This is a genomic window from Halomonas sp. DP8Y7-1 (assembly GCF_019801685.1).
GTDB classification, from domain to species: domain Bacteria; phylum Pseudomonadota; class Gammaproteobacteria; order Pseudomonadales; family Halomonadaceae; genus Halomonas; species Halomonas litopenaei_A.
This window is the reverse complement of record NZ_JAHVIN010000014.1, coordinates 152,783-170,374: the sequence shown is the minus strand read 5'-3', so window position 1 is coordinate 170,374 and position 17,592 is coordinate 152,783. Positions and strand designations below refer to the sequence as shown.

Annotated in this window: 16 protein-coding genes; all 16 read left to right on the top strand. The window is 60.9% G+C overall.

The window, feature by feature from the left end:
- The first annotated feature begins 148 nt into the window (after nt 1-148).
- Nucleotides 149-535: a F0F1 ATP synthase subunit I gene (locus KUV41_RS17645; protein ID WP_206942066.1), complete on the top strand. Its 387-nt coding sequence runs from the start codon at nt 149-151 to the stop codon at nt 533-535.
- 13 nt (nt 536-548) lie between these two features.
- Nucleotides 549-1,412 (top strand): F0F1 ATP synthase subunit A, encoded by an 864-nt coding sequence (gene atpB / locus KUV41_RS17640; RefSeq protein WP_206942065.1) that lies wholly within the window; start codon nt 549-551, stop codon nt 1,410-1,412.
- A gap of 78 nt (nt 1,413-1,490) precedes the next feature.
- A complete protein-coding gene (gene atpE / locus KUV41_RS17635; RefSeq protein ID WP_045992712.1) occupies nt 1,491-1,739 on the top strand; it encodes a F0F1 ATP synthase subunit C in 249 nt (82 codons plus the stop codon).
- Nucleotides 1,740-1,805: 66 nt separating this feature from the next.
- Nucleotides 1,806-2,276 carry a F0F1 ATP synthase subunit B gene (locus KUV41_RS17630; RefSeq protein ID WP_045992711.1) on the top strand — a complete coding sequence of 157 codons (471 nt, stop codon included), beginning with the start codon at nt 1,806-1,808 and terminating at the stop codon, nt 2,274-2,276.
- Nucleotides 2,277-2,287: 11 nt separating this feature from the next.
- Nucleotides 2,288-2,827 (top strand): F0F1 ATP synthase subunit delta, encoded by a 540-nt coding sequence (locus KUV41_RS17625; RefSeq protein ID WP_206942064.1) that lies wholly within the window; start codon nt 2,288-2,290, stop codon nt 2,825-2,827.
- A gap of 16 nt (nt 2,828-2,843) precedes the next feature.
- Nucleotides 2,844-4,388: a F0F1 ATP synthase subunit alpha gene (atpA, locus tag KUV41_RS17620; protein WP_222486901.1), complete on the top strand. Its 1,545-nt coding sequence runs from the start codon at nt 2,844-2,846 to the stop codon at nt 4,386-4,388.
- A 77-nt stretch (nt 4,389-4,465) separates the two neighbouring features.
- Nucleotides 4,466-5,347: a F0F1 ATP synthase subunit gamma gene (atpG, locus tag KUV41_RS17615; RefSeq protein WP_206942061.1), complete on the top strand. Its 882-nt coding sequence runs from the start codon at nt 4,466-4,468 to the stop codon at nt 5,345-5,347.
- Nucleotides 5,348-5,389: 42 nt separating this feature from the next.
- Nucleotides 5,390-6,766, top strand: coding sequence for a F0F1 ATP synthase subunit beta (gene atpD / locus KUV41_RS17610; protein ID WP_206942060.1), 1,377 nt, complete (start codon nt 5,390-5,392; stop codon nt 6,764-6,766).
- 24 nt (nt 6,767-6,790) lie between these two features.
- Entirely contained in the window at nt 6,791-7,216 is a 426-nt protein-coding gene (locus KUV41_RS17605; protein ID WP_206942059.1) for a F0F1 ATP synthase subunit epsilon, read from the top strand.
- 428 nt (nt 7,217-7,644) lie between these two features.
- Nucleotides 7,645-9,018, top strand: coding sequence for a magnesium transporter (gene mgtE, locus KUV41_RS17600; RefSeq protein ID WP_222486900.1), 1,374 nt, complete (start codon nt 7,645-7,647; stop codon nt 9,016-9,018).
- Between the two features lie 210 nt (nt 9,019-9,228).
- The gene (locus KUV41_RS17595; RefSeq protein ID WP_222484210.1) at nt 9,229-10,026 is read left to right on the top strand and encodes an undecaprenyl-diphosphate phosphatase; all 798 of its coding nucleotides are present in this window, start codon (nt 9,229-9,231) and stop codon (nt 10,024-10,026) included.
- A gap of 17 nt (nt 10,027-10,043) precedes the next feature.
- Nucleotides 10,044-11,141: an FAD:protein FMN transferase gene (locus tag KUV41_RS17590; RefSeq protein ID WP_206942056.1), complete on the top strand. Its 1,098-nt coding sequence runs from the start codon at nt 10,044-10,046 to the stop codon at nt 11,139-11,141.
- A gap of 138 nt (nt 11,142-11,279) precedes the next feature.
- Nucleotides 11,280-12,644 carry a bifunctional UDP-N-acetylglucosamine diphosphorylase/glucosamine-1-phosphate N-acetyltransferase GlmU gene (glmU, locus tag KUV41_RS17585; protein ID WP_222162279.1) on the top strand — a complete coding sequence of 455 codons (1,365 nt, stop codon included), beginning with the start codon at nt 11,280-11,282 and terminating at the stop codon, nt 12,642-12,644.
- 62 nt (nt 12,645-12,706) lie between these two features.
- Nucleotides 12,707-14,545, top strand: a complete 1,839-nt coding sequence (glmS, locus tag KUV41_RS17580) for a glutamine--fructose-6-phosphate transaminase (isomerizing) (protein ID WP_222486899.1) — start codon at nt 12,707-12,709, stop codon at nt 14,543-14,545.
- A gap of 394 nt (nt 14,546-14,939) precedes the next feature.
- Nucleotides 14,940-16,289, top strand: coding sequence for a DcaP family trimeric outer membrane transporter (locus tag KUV41_RS17575; protein ID WP_206942052.1), 1,350 nt, complete (start codon nt 14,940-14,942; stop codon nt 16,287-16,289).
- A 246-nt stretch (nt 16,290-16,535) separates the two neighbouring features.
- Nucleotides 16,536-17,366 (top strand): DUF72 domain-containing protein, encoded by an 831-nt coding sequence (locus KUV41_RS17570; RefSeq protein WP_222487008.1) that lies wholly within the window; start codon nt 16,536-16,538, stop codon nt 17,364-17,366.
- The last annotated feature ends 226 nt before the right edge of the window (nt 17,367-17,592 follow it).

Genomic DNA, 17,592 nt, shown 5'->3' with positions numbered 1-17,592 from the left:
GCCAGCGCGAAGTGACGACAAATCGTTGCGTCTTTGGTTGAAGCCCCAAGGGGGCTTCCCTATAATCGCGCCGGAGTCTGTCGGTGGTCTGTCGCCGACAACACGATGAATATTGAATGCGCGCAATGCGGCGCGTCGGGAGAATCACTTGGCGGCCAGGATTCAACGACCCCAGGTGCAGCGTCTGCTGATGGTGCAGCTTGCCACCGTTGCGCTGATCAGCGCGGTTGCCGCTGTGACCAGCGGTGTGCCGGGGACATCCTCTGCGGCCCTGGGTGGGCTTGTGGCCTTCCTGCCCAACGTGTTCTTTGCCTGGTGTGTGTTCCGCACGCAAGGGGCGCGTCATTCAAAGATCATCGTCAACAATTTCTATCGTGCGGAAGCCGGCAAGTTCGGTTTGACGGCGGCGCTGTTCACTCTAGTGTTCATCGCAGTGCCTCCCTCAAACCCGACTTTTTTCTTTGGCGCTTATGTGGTGACGCTGTTCGTTCATTGGCTGGGGCCCTGGCTAGTGAAACGACCGTCGCACACCTGACAACGAGGCAGACATGGCAGGCACGAATCCGACCCCTACGGAATATATCCAGCACCACCTGCAGAACCTGACCTTCGGGCTGCATCCCGACAATGGCTGGTCCATCGCGCATTCCGCTCAGGAAGCGTCCGACATGGGCTTCTGGGCCGTTCACCTGGACACGCTGGGCTGGTCCGTGGGCCTGGGCCTGATCTTCCTGTGGCTGTTCAAGAAGGCCGCCAACACGGCGACCACCGGTGTGCCTGGCGCGCTGCAGAACTTTGTCGAGCTGATGGTCGAGTTCGTCGACAACTCGGTCAAGGACACCTTCCACGGCAAGAGCAAGCTGATCGCGCCGCTGGCGCTGACGATCTTCTGCTGGGTGTTCCTGATGAACCTCATGGACCTGGTGCCGGTAGACTTCCTGCCGATGCTGGCGGCCAAGATTGGCGCCATGTTCGGAGCCGATCCTGCCCACGTCTACTTCAAGGTGGTGCCGACCACTGACGTCAATGCCACCCTGGGCATGGCGCTGTCGGTGTTTGGCCTGATCATCTTCTACACCATTCGCACCAAGGGCTTCTCCGGCTTCATTGGCGAGCTGACCCTGCACCCGTTCAACTCACCGAACAAGCTGGTTCAGGCGCTGTTCATCCCGGTCAACTTCCTGCTGGAGTTCGTGACCCTGCTGGCCAAGCCGATTTCCCTGGCCCTGCGACTGTTCGGCAACCTCTACGCCGGTGAGCTGATCTTCATCCTGATCGCCATGATTGGCCTGTGGCAGCTGCCGCTGCACTTCACCTGGGCGGTGTTCCACATTCTGGTCATCACCCTGCAGGCCTTCATCTTCATGATGCTGACCATCGTCTACATGAGCATGGCGGTGGAAAAGCACTGACGGTTTCGCATTACCCCTAACCCTTAACCCTAACCCACTGATAAACCTTAGTTTCAACTAAAAACTGGAGAGACCACCATGGAAGCACAAGTTCTGGGTATGACCGCCATCGCCGTGTCCCTGCTGATCGGCCTGGGTGCCCTCGGTACCGCTATCGGCTTCGGTATCCTCGGCGGCAAGTTCCTGGAAGGCGCTGCACGTCAGCCGGAAATGGTTCCGATGCTGCAGGTCAAGATGTTCATCGTCGCCGGCCTGCTGGACGCCGTGACCATGATCGGTGTGGGTATCGCGCTGTTCTTCACCTTCGCTAACCCGTTTGTCGGTTAATGTCCGACCGCTCGTCATGAGCCGTCGAACCCTTAACCCCAAACCCGTAACGCGAGAGGTGCTGGCGTGAACCTGAACCTTACCCTAGTCGGCCAGGCTATCGCCTTTGCGTTCTTCGTCTGGTTCTGCATGAAGTTTATTTGGCCGCCGGTCATGCAAGCTCTGCAGGAACGCCAGAAGAAGATCGCCGATGGCCTGGATGCTGCCAGCCGTGCGGCGCGGGATCTCGAAGTGGCCGAGAAAGAGGCCGACGAGACTCTGCGCAAGAGCAAGCAAGAGGCGGCCGAGATCCTGGAACAGGCCCAGAAACAGGCCAACCAGAAGCTCGAACAGGCACGCGAAGACGCCCGCCTCGAAGGCGAGCGCATGATTGCCAAGGCCAAGTCTGAAATCGAGCAGGAAGTGGCACGCGCGAAAGAAGATCTGCGCGCACAAGTGTCACGCCTGGCGGTGCTGGGCGCTGAGCGAATTCTGGAGTCCTCCATCGACGAGAAGCAGCACGCTGCCATCGTCGACAAACTCGCCAAAGAGCTCTGAGGAGGTGCCCCATGGCGGAAACGTCAACTATCGCTCGCCCATACGCCAAGGCTGCCTTTGAGCACGCCGTGGCCAAGGACGCGCTCGAGGACTGGTCCGGCATGCTGGCCCGCGTCGCGCAGGTCGTCAGCGATGACGACATGCGCGGCCGAGTGCTCGGCAACCCCAAGCTGTCCAGCGCACAGAAGGCTGATGTTGTCGTCGACGTCTGTGGTGACGCCGTCAATGACGACCTCAAGAACTTCGTTCGTCTGGTCGGCCAAAAGGGTCGCCTGACGGCGCTCGGCGCCATCGCCGAGCAGTTCGAGGTGCTCAAGGCCCAGCAGGAAAAGCGGGTCGAGGTGGAGATTGTCTCTGCCTTTCCGCTGGCCGAAGCCCAGGAACAATCGCTCGCGAGTGCACTGGCCAAGCGTCTGAACCGCGAAATCTCCATTACCACTCAGGTGGACAAGACGCTCCTGGGCGGCGTGATCCTGCGTGCCGGCGACACCGTCATTGACGGTTCGGTACGCGGTCGATTGAACCGCCTCCAGGAAGCCCTTTCCGCCTGAGTCTGAGGGACATGGCATGCAGCAACTGAATCCTTCCGAGATCAGCGACATCATCAAGCAGCGCATTGAGAAGCTTGACGTCGCATCCGAAGCCCGTAATCAGGGTACGATCGTCAGCGTGTCTGACGGTATCGTGCAGATTCACGGCCTCGCCGACGCAATGTTCGGTGAGATGATCGAATTCCCCGGCGGCATCTTCGGGATGACCCTGAACCTCGAGCGCGACAATGTCGGTGCCGTGGTCCTGGGTGATTACCTGCAGCTGGAAGAGGGCATGACTGCCCAGTGCACCGGCCGCATCCTCGAGGTGCCGGTGGGCCCCGAGCTGCGTGGTCGCGTGGTCGACGCCCTCGGTAACCCCATCGACGGCAAGGGCGACCTGGGCACCAAGGAAACCGACGCGGTCGAGAAGGTCGCGCCTGGCGTCATCACTCGTCAGTCCGTTGACGAGCCGATCCAGACCGGTTTCAAGTCCATCGACGCCATGGTGCCGATCGGCCGTGGTCAGCGTGAGCTGATCATCGGTGACCGCCAGATTGGTAAGTCGGCGATCGCCATCGATGCCATCATCAACCAGAAAGGCACTGGTGTTACCTGTGTCTACGTGGCTATCGGTCAGAAGCAGTCGACCATCGCCAACGTGGTGCGCAAGCTCGAAGAGCACGGCGCCATGGAGCACACCATCGTGGTTGCTGCCGGCGCCGCCGACCCGGCCCCGATGCAGTTCCTGGCCGCCTACTCCGGCTGCACCATGGGTGAGTACTTCCGTGACCGCGGCGAAGATGCCCTGATCGTCTATGATGACCTGTCCAAGCAGGCCGTGGCGTACCGCCAGGTGTCTCTGCTGCTGCGTCGTCCGCCGGGCCGTGAAGCCTTCCCTGGTGACGTCTTCTACCTCCACTCTCGCCTGCTCGAGCGTGCCGCTCGCGTGAACGCCGACTATGTCGAGAAGTTCACCAATGGTGAAGTGAAGGGCAAGACGGGCTCGCTGACCGCTCTGCCGATCATCGAGACCCAGGCCGGTGACGTGTCTGCGTTCGTTCCGACCAACGTGATCTCCATCACCGACGGTCAGATCTTCCTCGAGACCGACCTGTTCAACTCGGGTATCCGTCCGGCCATCAACGCTGGTCTGTCGGTATCTCGTGTGGGTGGTTCTGCTCAGACCAAGATCATCAAGAAGCTCGGCGGCAGCGTCCGTCTGGCGTTGGCCCAGTACCGCGAGCTCGCGGCCTTCTCCCAGTTCGCCTCCGACCTGGACGAAGCGACCCGCAAGCAGCTCGAGCACGGTCAGCGCGTTACCGAGCTGATGAAGCAGAAGCAGTACTCGCCGATGTCGGTTGCCGAGATGGCCATCTCTCTGTTTGCCGCCAACGAGGGCTTCCTCGATGACGTCGACGTCAACAAGGTGCTGGACTTCGAGCATGCGCTGCATGAGTACATGAAGTCCGAGCATGGCGCCTTGATCGACAAGATCAACGAGTCCGGCGACTACAACGACGAGATCAAGGACGGCCTGAAGCAAGGTCTCCAGAAGTTCAAGTCTGCTCAGAGCTGGTAAGCGCCCTCTGGCCCGCCTGACGGCGGGCCAGCTGGTCGAACAGGATTCTGAGGGTCACCGAACAAGGGTAGATCGCCATGGCAGTCGGAAAAGAGATTCGCACGCAGATTGCGAGCATCAAGAACACGCAGAAGATCACCAATGCGATGCAGATGGTGGCGGCGTCGAAGATGCGCAAGACCCAGGAACGGATGTCGGCAAGCAAGCCTTATGCCGAACAGATCCGTTACGTGGTGGGTCATCTCGCCCAGGCCAACCCGGAGTACAAGCATCCGTGGATGGAAGAGCGTGAGGCCAAGCGCGTCGGTTACATCGTCGTCTCCAGCGATCGCGGTCTCTGCGGCGGCTTGAACGTCAACCTGTTCAAGGCGACGGTCAAGGATGCCCAGGCATGGCACGAGAAGGGCGCTGAGCTCGACTTCTGTGCCCTTGGCAGCAAGGCCAGCAGCTTCTTCCGCAAGTACGGTGGAAGTCTGGTTGCGGCCAAGAGCGGCCTCGGCGAGTCGCCGAGTCTTGATGATCTGATCGGTAGCGTGAAGGTGATGCTGGATGCCTACGATGCAGGCAATCTGGATCGTCTTTACGTCGTGCACAACGAATTCGTCAACACCATGACCCAGAAGCCGGTCGTCCGTCAGCTGCTTCCGCTGACCGAGGACACCGCCAAGGTCGAGGATGACGACGAGAACAAACGTCCCAACAGTTGGGACTACCTGTATGAGCCGGATGCCAAGGCGCTGCTCGACAGCCTGCTCGTGCGCTACGTGGAAGCGCAGGTGTATCAGGCAGTGGTCGAGAACACAGCGTGCGAGCAGGCGGCACGCATGGTTGCCATGAAGAGCGCGACCGACAACGCGGGCAACCTCATCGATGATCTGGAGCTGGTGTACAACAAGGCCCGTCAGGCGGCCATTACCCAGGAAATCTCCGAGATCGTTGGCGGTGCCGCCGCTGTTTAAAGGTATGCAGGTTTCATTTGCAGGTTTTAGAGAGGAACCAAGATGAGCGGACGTATCGTACAAATCATCGGCGCGGTGATTGACGTAGAGTTTCCGCGGGACGACGTGCCCAAGGTCTACGACGCGCTGAAGGTCTCCGACAAGGAAACCATCCTCGAAGTCCAGCAGCAGCTGGGTGACGGCGTGGTGCGCTGCATCGCCATGGGCTCTACCGAAGGGCTCAAGCGCGGCATGAACACCGAGAACACCGGTGCGGCTATTTCTGTTCCGGTGGGCCAGGAAACTCTGGGCCGGATCATGAACGTGCTGGGCGAGCCGATCGATGAAGCGGGTGACATCGGCGAGCAGGAACGTATGCCGATCCACCGCGGAGCTCCGGGCTATGCGGACCAGGCAGCGACCAACGAACTGCTCGAGACGGGCATCAAGGTCATCGACCTGGTGTGTCCGTTTGCCAAGGGCGGTAAGGTCGGTCTGTTCGGCGGTGCCGGTGTCGGCAAGACCGTCAACATGATGGAACTGATTCGTAACATCGCCACCGAGCACAGCGGTTACTCCGTGTTTGCCGGTGTTGGTGAGCGTACTCGTGAAGGTAACGACTTCTATCACGAGATGCAGGAATCCAACGTTCTCGACAAGGTGGCACTGGTCTATGGCCAGATGAACGAGCCGCCCGGCAACCGTCTGCGCGTCGCGCTGACCGGTCTGACCATCGCCGAGAAGTTCCGTGACGAAGGTCGTGACGTTCTGCTGTTCGTCGACAACATCTATCGTTACACCCTGGCCGGTACTGAAGTATCCGCACTGCTCGGCCGTATGCCGTCTGCGGTGGGTTATCAGCCGACGCTGGCCGAGGAGATGGGCGTTCTGCAGGAGCGTATCACCTCCACCAAGACGGGCTCCATCACCTCCGTCCAGGCCGTCTACGTGCCTGCGGATGACTTGACCGATCCGTCTCCGGCCACCACCTTCTCGCACCTGGATGCCACGGTCGTACTGGCGCGCTCCATCGCCGAGCTGGGTATCTACCCGGCCATCGACCCGCTGGACTCCACCTCTCGCCAGCTCGATCCGCTGGTCGTGGGCGACGAGCACTACAACGTGGCTCGCGGTGTGCAGGGCGTGCTCCAGCGTTACAAGGAGCTCAAGGACATCATCGCCATCCTGGGGATGGACGAGCTGTCCGACGAAGACAAGCAGATCGTGGCACGGGCGCGTAAGATTCAGCGCTTCCTGTCGCAGCCGTTCTTCGTTGCTGAGGTCTTCACCGGCTCCCCGGGCAAGTACGTGTCCCTGAAGGAAACCATTCGTGGCTTCCAGGGCATCCTTGACGGCGAGTACGACGAGCTGCCCGAGCAGGCCTTCTACATGGTCGGCACCATCGACGAGGCCGTCGAGAAAGCCAACCAGATGAAGTAATCCCTCTAACCGGGAGACGTCATCATGACGAAAACCATCCAATGCGAGATCGTCAGTGCCGAAGGCTCGGTCTACTCCGGTAGCGCCGAGCAGGTGGTGGCGGCTGGCATCCTGGGGGATCTTGGTATCCTGGCCGGCCACACGCCGCTGCTGACCGAGTTGGCACCTGGTCCCGTGCGCGTGCTCAACGAAGGCCGCGAGGAGAACTACTACGTCTCCGGCGGTTTTATCGAAGTGCAGCCCGAGAAGGTGATCGTGCTGGCTGATACAGCGGTTCGCGCATCCGATCTGGATGAGGCGTCCGCCGAGGAGGCGCGCAAGCAGGCCCTGAAGGCCATGGAAGACAAGTCTGCGGAAATGGATTACACCCGTGCCGCAGCGGAGCTTTCCGAGGCCATGGCTCAGCTGCGTACCATCCAGCAGCTGCGTCGCAAGGCTGGCAAGAGCTAACCGCTCGCGCCCCGGCAAGCAAGCCCCCGCCCCCCGAGTGGTCTCCACTCGGGGGGCGTTTTTTTGCTGGGTAAGGTGGTCGCCGCCAGGGTGGCTGCCGGAGCAGGGCACGAAGGGCGACGAGACGGCTTATGCGCAGTCCTTGCTCATGATCCGTGCCGGTAGATCTGCGTTGCTGGAGCGCTTTTGTCACGAGAGCGTGGCATCATATCGACTTTCGTTTAATGCTCTGGGGCAGCATGCCTCCCGGCAGGTGCTGACAGCATGGCGAGTCCTCCAAGACGGCCGTGTCGCCGATCATGTCACTGCCCTTGCCACCGAGCACGCTGGTTGAAGCATGTTGCCACGCCCCGGGTCTGCGCATAGGCCGCACGGCACGTCGCAGCGCCACATTAAGGCCTCTTTCTGTCACGCCCAAGGAGACGCCCATGACATTGACTGCTTCCTTGATGCAGCACCAGCAGGCCCTGTTGGCGGCCCTGGCGCAAGGTGACAGTGAGGCGCTGGACGCCCGCTTGCCTCAGGTACGGTCGGCTGATCTGGCGGATATCCTCGAGCAGATGCTGGAAGATGAGGCCCAGGTGGATAGCGCCTTGGCGCTGCTCAAGAGCCTGCCCATGGAGCGCCAGGCCAGCGTTTTTGGACACCTGCCGAACGATGCCCAGGATGAAATGGCGGGGCGGGTAGAGGATGCCTGGTTGTCGCGCATCCTCGACAAGATGGGGTCCGATGAGCGAGCCGATCTGTTCAAGGTGCTGGGAGACGACCGCAAGGAGGCGCTGCTGCGCCGCATGGCCAGGCGTGAGCGGGAAGCGTTGAAGCGCCTTGCGAGCTACGAAGAAGGCACCGCTGGTGCGCTGATGACCGCGGATTATGTGGCGATCCCGATGGGACTCACGGTCTCTAGAGCCATGATGAGGGTGCGCCAGACCGCCCCCGACGCGGAAACCGTGTATCAGCTGTACGTAGTGGATGAACAGGGGCGTCTGGCAGGCACCATGTCGTTGCGTCAGCTGATGGTGGCAAGGCCCCAGGCGACCATCGATGAACTGATGATACGTGACGTCATCAGCATCAATGTGGATGCCGAGCAGGAGGAGGTCGCGCGGGTGGTGGCACGCTACGACCTGCTGGCCCTGCCGGTGATTGATGGCGACGTGCGGCTGGTGGGTATCGTGACCCACGACGACGCGCTGGATGTGGTCGAGTCCGAGGCCACCGAGGATATCCACAAGGGGATGTCCATCGGCCAGCTGGAGGGTGGGGTTTCGCGAGTGCCGTTGTGGAGCCTCTATCGCAAGCGGGTCACCTGGCTGGTGCTGTTGGTGTTCGGTAACCTGTTTTCTGGCGCTGGTATCGCCCATTTCGAGGACACCATCGCGGCTCAGGTGACCCTGGTGTTTTTTCTGCCGCTGCTAATTGGCAGTGGCGGGAATGCCGGTGCCCAGGCCGCCACCTTGATGGTACGTGGCATGGCGACCGGCGATGTGGGGATCAAGGACTGGGGCAAGCTGCTGGGGCGAGAGTTGCTGGTCGCGGGATCGCTCGGTCTGACCATGGCGCTGGCGGTGGCCCCCATCGGCGTGATGCGGGGCGGTGAGGCGGTTGCCATGGTGGTCGCCATCAGCATGATCTGCATCGTGCTGTTTGGCAGCCTACTGGGCATGTGCCTGCCGTTTGTGCTGGACCGCCTGGGCTGGGATCCAGCGACGGCCTCTGCTCCGCTGGTGACCACCTTGATCGATGCCTCCGGTGTGGTCATCTACTTCTCGATTGCCGCCCTGATACTGACAGGCTCTTGATGGCCCTCTTGCCGGGAGCTCTGCCTCATCTTCCAGCGTGTGAACGGTGGTGACGCGCCAACAGCACGGTAGGTTGTCGGTGGTTGACCCAGGTGGGGAAAACGCTGCCCGTGGGCTCCGCTTCAAGGCTCTGGGCGGACATCCGGCGCGGCGGCGTGTATGCTCTTGCACGCGTTTGCCTGTCACCCTTTCATGCTTACGGGTTATCCGATGGATTGGCTACAGATAGTTGTACTTTCCCTGGTTCAGGGAATTTCAGAGTTCCTCCCCGTCTCCAGCTCCGCTCACTTGATTCTGGTTCCGGTGTTCAGCGATTGGCCCGATCAAGGATTGGCCTTTGATGTCGCCCTGCATCTGGGGAGTCTGGCGGCCGTACTCATCTACTTTCGCGATGACATCCAGCGCATGATCGTGAGCTGGTGCAGAAGTGTCGCTGGCCGTGGCACCGATCAGGACGGCAAGCTCGCCTGGTGGGTCATCCTTGCCACGATTCCCGTCGGCGTGGCAGGCCTCCTGTTCAAGGACATCATTGAACAGTACGCGCGCTCCCCCATGGTGCTGGCATTCGGTTTGATCGCCTTTGGTCTGTTGCTGGGTCTGGCTGACTGGCGCTTCCGTGGGTCCCGCAGTGAATATCAGCTGAGCTGGAAAGACGCCCTGTGGATTGGCATCGGTCAGGCGTTGGCGCTGATCCCGGGTACCTCGCGTTCCGGCATTACCATTACCGTAGCGCTGTTGCTTGGCATGGGCAGAGAGGCCGCGGCACGCTTTTCCTTCTTGCTGTCGATTCCGGTCATCATCCTGGCTGGCGGGCTGGAAGCCTGTGAGCTGCTGCAGTCCGGTATCGATGTGCACTGGGGAGATCTGGCGATAGGCACCTTGCTGTCCGGCGTCAGCGCCTATCTGTGCATCCACTTCTTTTTGTCATTCATCAAGCGTATCGGCATGCAGCCTTTCGTCGTCTATCGCGTGCTGCTGGGCATCGCGCTGATCTGGCTGTTTGGTTGATGCTCAAGGAGGCCCCCATGATCAGCGCCAAGACTGTGCGACGTTGCTGGCTTTTGCCTGTGCTTGCATCACTGTTGATCGGTTGCAGCGATGAGCCCGACACCACCACGTCGGCGGTGACCCTGGAAGGCGACATCTTTGGCACCTTTTACCAGATCACCGTGGCGGATCCGCTGACCGAACAGCAGCTGGAAGAGATCGAGCAGGGCGTGCTCGACGAAATGCACGATGTCGATGCTTCCATGTCGACCTGGCGGGATGACTCCGAGCTCAGTGCCTTCAATCAGGCCCCGTTGGCTCAGTGGCAGCCGATCTCCGACGAGTTCATGGAGGTCCTGGCCATCAGCCAGTCGGTCAGCCAGCAAAGTCACGGTGCGTTCGATGTGACCGTCGGCAGTCTGGTCAATTTGTGGAGTTTCGGTCCTGAAGCCGAACCCGAACAGATTCCCGATGAGGCGGTGCTGCAGCAGCGCCTGGCCGAAGTTGGCATGGATGCCCTCGAGATTGATACCGACACTGCCCAGGCCAGACGCCTGCGCGACGTCTATGTGGACCTTTCCGGCGTCGCCAAGGGGTTTGCCACGGATGAAGTGGCGGCGTTTCTCGACCGCCAGGGCATTGCCAACTACCTGGTCAACCTGGGCGGCGAGGTCAAGGTGAAAGGCCACCGTGACGGTGGTGATGGCCTATGGCGCATCGGTATCGAGGTACCCGAGAACGGCACTCCCAAGGCACAGCATGTGGTCGGTCTGGACGATATCTCGGTAGCCACCTCAGGCGACTATCGCCATTACTTCGAGGTGGATGGCAAGCGCTATTCCCACACCATCGATCCGCGCACTGGACGTCCGATCACCCATCGCCTGGCGTCGGTCAGCGTGGTGCATCCCTCCAACGCCTGGGCAGATGCCTGGGCCACCGCCATCAGCGTGATGGGCGAGCGGGAGGGCATGCAGGCGGCGATTGCCGCGGAGCTGCCGGTCGTCATGCTGGTACGTCAAGGCGAGGGATGGGAGAGCTGGGTCAGTCCCGCCTTCGTCGAGCGGTTTGGCAGTGATGTCGTCGACAAGCTTGGTCTCAAGGTAGTGTCCCAGGACGACATCCCGCTAGAATAGAAACACTGTTCGCAAGAAGGCGCGACCTGGCGCTGACCAGACTATGCTGTCTCAAGGGCAGCGGTCCCTGCTGGTCAAGGTCATGGCGTTCTGGTCCGTCCGGATCTTTTTCTCTCCTCTACACGACAAGGAGTCACAATGAGCCTCGATGTGGTGATTCTGGCCGCCGGACAAGGCACCCGCATGCGCTCCAGCCTGCCCAAGGTACTGCATACCCTGGCTGGAAAGCCGATGGTGCGTCACGTGGTGGACACTGCGTCGGGACTTGGCGCACAGCGTACCCACGTGGTCATCGGACACGGCGGTGAGCGGGTGCGCGAGGCGCTGGCCGATACAGGAGTGGGATTCGCCCATCAGGCGGAACAGAAAGGGACCGGACATGCCGTGGCCCAGGCGCTGGGACAACTGGGAGATGGCAAGGTCCTGGTGCTGTATGGCGATGTGCCGCTGATTCGTCGCGATACGCTGACGTCATTGCTCACCCAGGTGAATGATCACAGCATGGGCCTTTTGACGGTCACTCTGGAAGATCCCAGCGGCTACGGACGCATCGTGCGCGATGAGCAGGACAATGTCGTGGCCATCGTCGAGCAGAAGGATGCCAACGACGAGCAACTTGCGATCCGTGAGTGCAACACCGGCATCATGGCCATGACCAGTGCGCAGTTGAAGCGCTGGCTGCCCGAGCTGTCCTCCGACAATGCACAGGGTGAGTACTACCTCACCGATGTGATTGCCATGGCGGCTGCCGAGGGTGTCCGCGTTGCTACCGCTCAGCCGTCGCGTCCGATCGAGGTGGAAGGCGTCAACAACCGGTCTCAGATGGCCCGGCTCGAGCGTGCCCACCAGCACAGCATCGCCGAGTCATTGATGGCCAGTGGTGTGGCCCTGGCCGACCCTGCACGACTCGATGTGCGTGGGCGTCTGAGCTGCGGTCACGATGTCTTTATTGACGTAGGCTGCGTGTTCGAAGGCGAGGTTGAGCTGGGCGAAGGCGTGCGGATTGGACCCTACACGGTAATTCGTAACAGTCACATTGGTGCCGAAAGCGTGATTGAGGCGCATAGCATCATTGATGGCGCCGTATTGGCGGGACTCAATCAGGTCGGCCCCTTCGCCCGGCTGCGTCCTGGCTCGCGACTGGCGGTCAAGGCCAAGGTGGGCAACTTCGTCGAGACCAAGAATGCCGAGGTCGGAGAAGGCAGCAAGATCAACCACTTGAGTTATGTGGGCGACGCTCGCCTGGGCCGTGAGGTGAATATCGGTGCAGGTACCATTACCTGCAACTATGACGGTGCCAACAAGCATCGTACCGAGATCGGCGATGCCGCCTTTATCGGTTCCAATTCAGCGCTGGTGGCGCCGGTCAGTGTCGGTGAGGGGGCAACGGTAGGCGCTGGTTCGACCATCAGCCGAGACGTGGCCGATCACAGCCTGGCGGTGACCAGGGCACGTCAGATTGCCAAGGCCAACTGGCCGCGGCCGTCCAAGGACGATGAGTGAGGGTGTCCGTGCCCTGATGCGTAGCTGATGTAAATCATGATGTTTTTCAAGGAGTGACCCCTATGTGTGGTATCGTCGCCGCGGTTGCCCAGCGCAACGTACAGAATATCTTGCTCGAGGGACTCAAGCGCCTCGAGTACCGCGGCTACGATAGCGCCGGGATGGCGGTGCGAAGCCCCATGGGTAGCCTCGATCGTCAACGTGCCGTGGGCAAGGTAGCGGCCCTGGAAGAACGCCTGCAGGCGACGGGCTTGCCCGGTCACAGTGGCATCGCCCACACCCGCTGGGCGACCCACGGCCGTCCCAGCGAGCCCAACGCACATCCTCACCAGTCCCGGGACCGCCTGGCGGTGGTGCATAACGGCATCATCGAGAACCATGAGTCGCTGCGCCAAGAGCTCAGCGATCAGGGCTATCAGTTCGAATCCGAGACTGACACCGAAGTCATCGCCCATCTGCTGGAGCGCGAGTCGCGCCGCGACGGCAATCTGCTGAGTGCGTTTCAGCGGGTTGTCGCCGGGCTGGATGGTGCTTACGCGCTGGCGGTCATGGCGGTGGATGAGCCGGGGGTCGTGGTGGGGGCACGCAAGGGCAGCCCTCTGGTGGTGGGGGTCGGTATCGACGAGGCGTTCCTGGCCTCTGATCCGCTGGCGCTGTTGCCCGTCACCGATCGCTTCATCTACCTGCTCGAGGGAGATGTGGTCAGGCTGTCGGGTGACGGTCAGATTGAGCTGTTTGATGCCGACGGCGTTGCGGTTCAGCGTGAGATCCACACCTTCGAGCACGGTGATGGAGCGGCCAGCAAGGGCGCCTACCGTCACTTCATGCTCAAGGAGATTCACGAGCAGCCGGAGGTGATCGCCGCCGCTCTGGAAGGGCGTCTGGGGGATCGCAGCGTGCTGGTGGAAAGCTTCGGTCCCGATGCCGAGCGCCTGTTCAAGGACGTTCGCCAGATTCACATCGTGGCCTGTGGTACCAGCTACCATGCGGGAATGGTGGCGCGGTACTGGCTGGAGCGCTACACCAATGTGCCCGTGCAGGTGGAGGTGGCGTCCGAGTATCGCTACCGTCAGGTAGTGGTTCCCCAAGGCACCCTGTTCGTGACGCTCTCCCAGTCGGGTGAGACGGCGGATACCCTGGCCGCCATGCGCTTTGCCATGCAGCAGCAGAACTACCTGGGTAGCCTGGGGATCTGTAACGTGCCGGGGAGTTCGCTGGTACGCGAGGCCGACCTGACCCTGATGACCCAGGCGGGTCCCGAGATCGGCGTGGCCTCTACCAAGGCCTTCACCACCCAGCTGACGGCGCTGATGCTGTTTGCGCTGGCGCTGGGACGGGTGCGTGGCATGGACGAGGGCGAGCAGGCCGAGATCGTCGATGCCCTGCGTTCGCTGCCCACCCTGTGCAGCCAGGTACTGGGTCTCGACCGGGACATCGAGGCCATGTCCATGGCCTTTGCCGAAAAGCATCATGCGCTGTTCCTGGGCCGTGGTGCCCACTTTCCCATCGCCCAGGAAGGTGCGCTCAAGCTCAAGGAAATCTCCTACATTCACGCCGAGGCCTATCCGGCGGGCGAGCTCAAGCATGGCCCGTTGGCACTGGTGGACAGCGACATGCCGGTGATCTCGGTGGCCCCCAACGACGAGCTGCTCGACAAGCTCAAGTCCAACTTGCAGGAAGTCAGGGCAAGGGGCGGAGAGCTGTATGTCTTCGCTGACGAGAACGTGGGTCTACATGAAAGTGACGGTATCCGCGTCCTGCATCTGCCCCATGTGCACGATGCCTTGGCGCCGATCCTCTACACCCTGCCACTGCAGCTGCTGTCCTACCACGTGGCGGTACTCAAGGGCACCGATGTGGATCAGCCCCGCAACCTGGCCAAGTCCGTGACCGTGGAATAGCCACGGGGCCTGCGGTAAGCCACAAGAGTGGTTCTCTACCATAGACAAGCGACGGCGCCGAACACTCAGTGTTCGGCGCCGTCGCTTGGAGAGGCCGTTAACGTTTCGCATCCACTGCACAACACTCTTCGATATGTGTGCAATGGCGTGCATTGCGAACTGCTGCAGTGCAGAAAATGTGTCTTTGACGTAAGGCTAGTTCCCTGAAAATAGGGATAAAATCCTCTCTAGTGTGCCAATAGATGCCATTATGTGCTTAGCCTTATTGAGCACATAATCAAACACCATGGATGCATCTTCGTTCCTATAGTCGCTTATCAAGCGCTTGTGATGTTGGCCGGTAGCGGTGAAGCCCATCTCCTGAGCCTATAACGATAACGACCGAGGACTGGCGATGATCAGACGATGCTCCAGCGGCCCCTTACGCTCCCCTGTCATGCTCTCTCCTGTGGTGCTCTCGGCTGCCATGCTGACCGGCGTTCCTGTGCTCGCCATGGTGCCTATGAAGGCCGTTGCCCAGACCACCATGCAGGAACTCAACGAGCTAAAGGCCCAGATCGAACTGCTGAAACAGCAGCAACAGGCGGCGATGGCGCTGGTCGAGCAGCAGCAGGCCCAGATCGACAGCCTGATCAGCCAACAGACCCATATGCAGCATGAGGTGGCCGAGGTCAGCGACAGCGTGGTCAGGCGCACCGACGACGGCGACTTTCTGGTGGGCGAGACGACGGTGGCCATCGGTGGTTATATCAAGGCCCAGGCGGCCTTCTCCGACAACGGTCTGAGCGACGGCAAGGCCAACGAGACGGTGACGGCGGGGCTGTTGCGTGCCACCGATGATGACAAGGACAATCGGGTCAGCCTCAGTGCACGTGAAACGCGCTTCAATATCGGCACCTCCACGCCGGTGGGGGGCGATACCATGAACACCTTCATCGAGATGGACTTCTACGGTGCCGACGATGAAGCCAACGAATTTGTGTCCAACTCCTACGCCCCCAGGTTGCGGCACGCTTACTTGAGCTGGGGAAACTGGCTGGCCGGCCAGACCTGGTCGACCTTCATGGACGTGAAGGGACTCGGGGAGCTGGACGCCTTCAGTACCCATACGGGCTCCATCTTTGTGCGACAGCCTCAGCTCCGTTACACCTACCCGCTGGACTGGGGCAATCTGCAGTTCGCGGTGGAGAACCCTGAGGATGGCGACGACGACCAGGACACCCCGGATATGGTGGCCCGAGTCAACGTGGATCAGGACTGGGGACATGTCTCTGCTGCCACCGTCGTCCGACGCTTCAGCCTGGACGATGCCGAGGATGACGACAGTCGCTGGGGGGCCGGTTATAGCCTGACCGGGCGTTTCCCGGTGTTCGAAAAAGATGACCTTATGCTCCAGGCCAACTACGGCAACCTGGGGCGTTACATGGCCCTGGGTGCCTATCCCAACGCCAAGGTCGAGGATGGACAGCTCAAGATGGTCGAGTCCTGGGGGGCGTCCGCCATCTATCGGCACTACTGGACCGACACCTTGCGCTCAAGCGTTGCCTACTCGGCCACGGAACTCGACAGCCATGGCAGCGGCAATGATACGGACAGCTACGACAGCGTTTTTCTCAACCTGATGTGGTCTCCCTTCGCCAATACCACTCTGTCAGCGGAGTACCAGCGCTACGACCTGGATGAGGTCGACGGGGACACCTTCGATCTAGACCGCGTGCAGCTCTCTGCCAAGTACGACTTCTAGGCAAGGTTCCACCCTCGATGGCGCACCACGATGTACCCAACGGAGACCAGGGGGGCATACAACCGTGAGAGAGGTGTCATGAAGAGCCGTCATCGCGGATGGCGTCCGGTCTCGGTAGATAAGGGAGCTCGCGCTGTCGCCGGACGATAATAGATCGGGGTGGTATCCTGTCGCCCCTGATGGCTCGGCGAGAGCAAGACCTTGTGTGAATCTCCACCTGAACGCCCGCTGCATATCGGCTTGCCCATGTGGGCGAATCCCGACTGGCGAGGCGGGCTTTACGCCCCTCATGCTGGTCGCGACGGATGGTTGTCAGACTACGCCGAAGTATTCAATGCGGTGGAGGGCAACACGACCTTCTACAGCGGTACGCCTAGACCTGACACCGTAGATGCCTGGTCGCGGCAGGCGCCTGCGGGCTTTCGTTTCTGCTTCAAGCTGCCCCAGCGACTGACCCACGGCAAGCGACTCAGGCAGGTGGGGCAAGAGGTGGAGGCATTCCTGGAGGCGCTGGCGCCTCTTCGGGACAGGCTTGGGCCCGTCATGATCCAGCTACCGCGAGACTTCGGTCCGGACGAAATCCCGGCACTGGCGCAGACGCTCGAGGACTGGCCGTCCGACTACCCCTGCGCGGTGGAGCTGCGACACAGTGAGTTTTTCCACAAGGGGACCGCTGAACGGGATATCAACGCGCTGTTGATAAGTCATGGTGTCGATCGCGTCATGCTCGACGTGCGGCCGCTGTTTTCAGGCCCACCGATGGACCATCCCGGGCTGATCCAGGCAAGGCGCGAAAAGCCAAGACGCCCACTACATGTGCTCTCCACAGCAAATTTTCCTGTCATTCGTTACATCGGGCATCTTGACAAGGACGTAAATGAGCACTATTTCGCGCCCTGGGTACGGCAGCTATGCCTGTGGATAAAACAGGGGAAAACCCCTTTCCTGTTTGTGCATACCGCTGACAATCGTCAGGCCCCAGAACTGGCTAGAGTGCTCTACGCCAGAATCGCAAGGGAAATGGGGTGGCCAGAACTCTGCGCTTTCCCCGGAGATCGACAGAATCTGCTGCTTTGACCAATGTTGGCTGGCGTTTGTTGGTGTCATACGCTAGTTTGGTCGGCTGTTCGTCACTTGCCATGGGCCAGGGCGGCCGTCGCCTTACCTCGGACGACGACCCACCTGAACCCAACGGTCTCGACCAGCGCCCAACCGGCGTTGGGGAAGAGTGTTGTGCCGGCAGTGATCCTGCTGACATCCGTCAGACCCCTTGATTATCGGTAGTACCGTGACCCGGGCTATC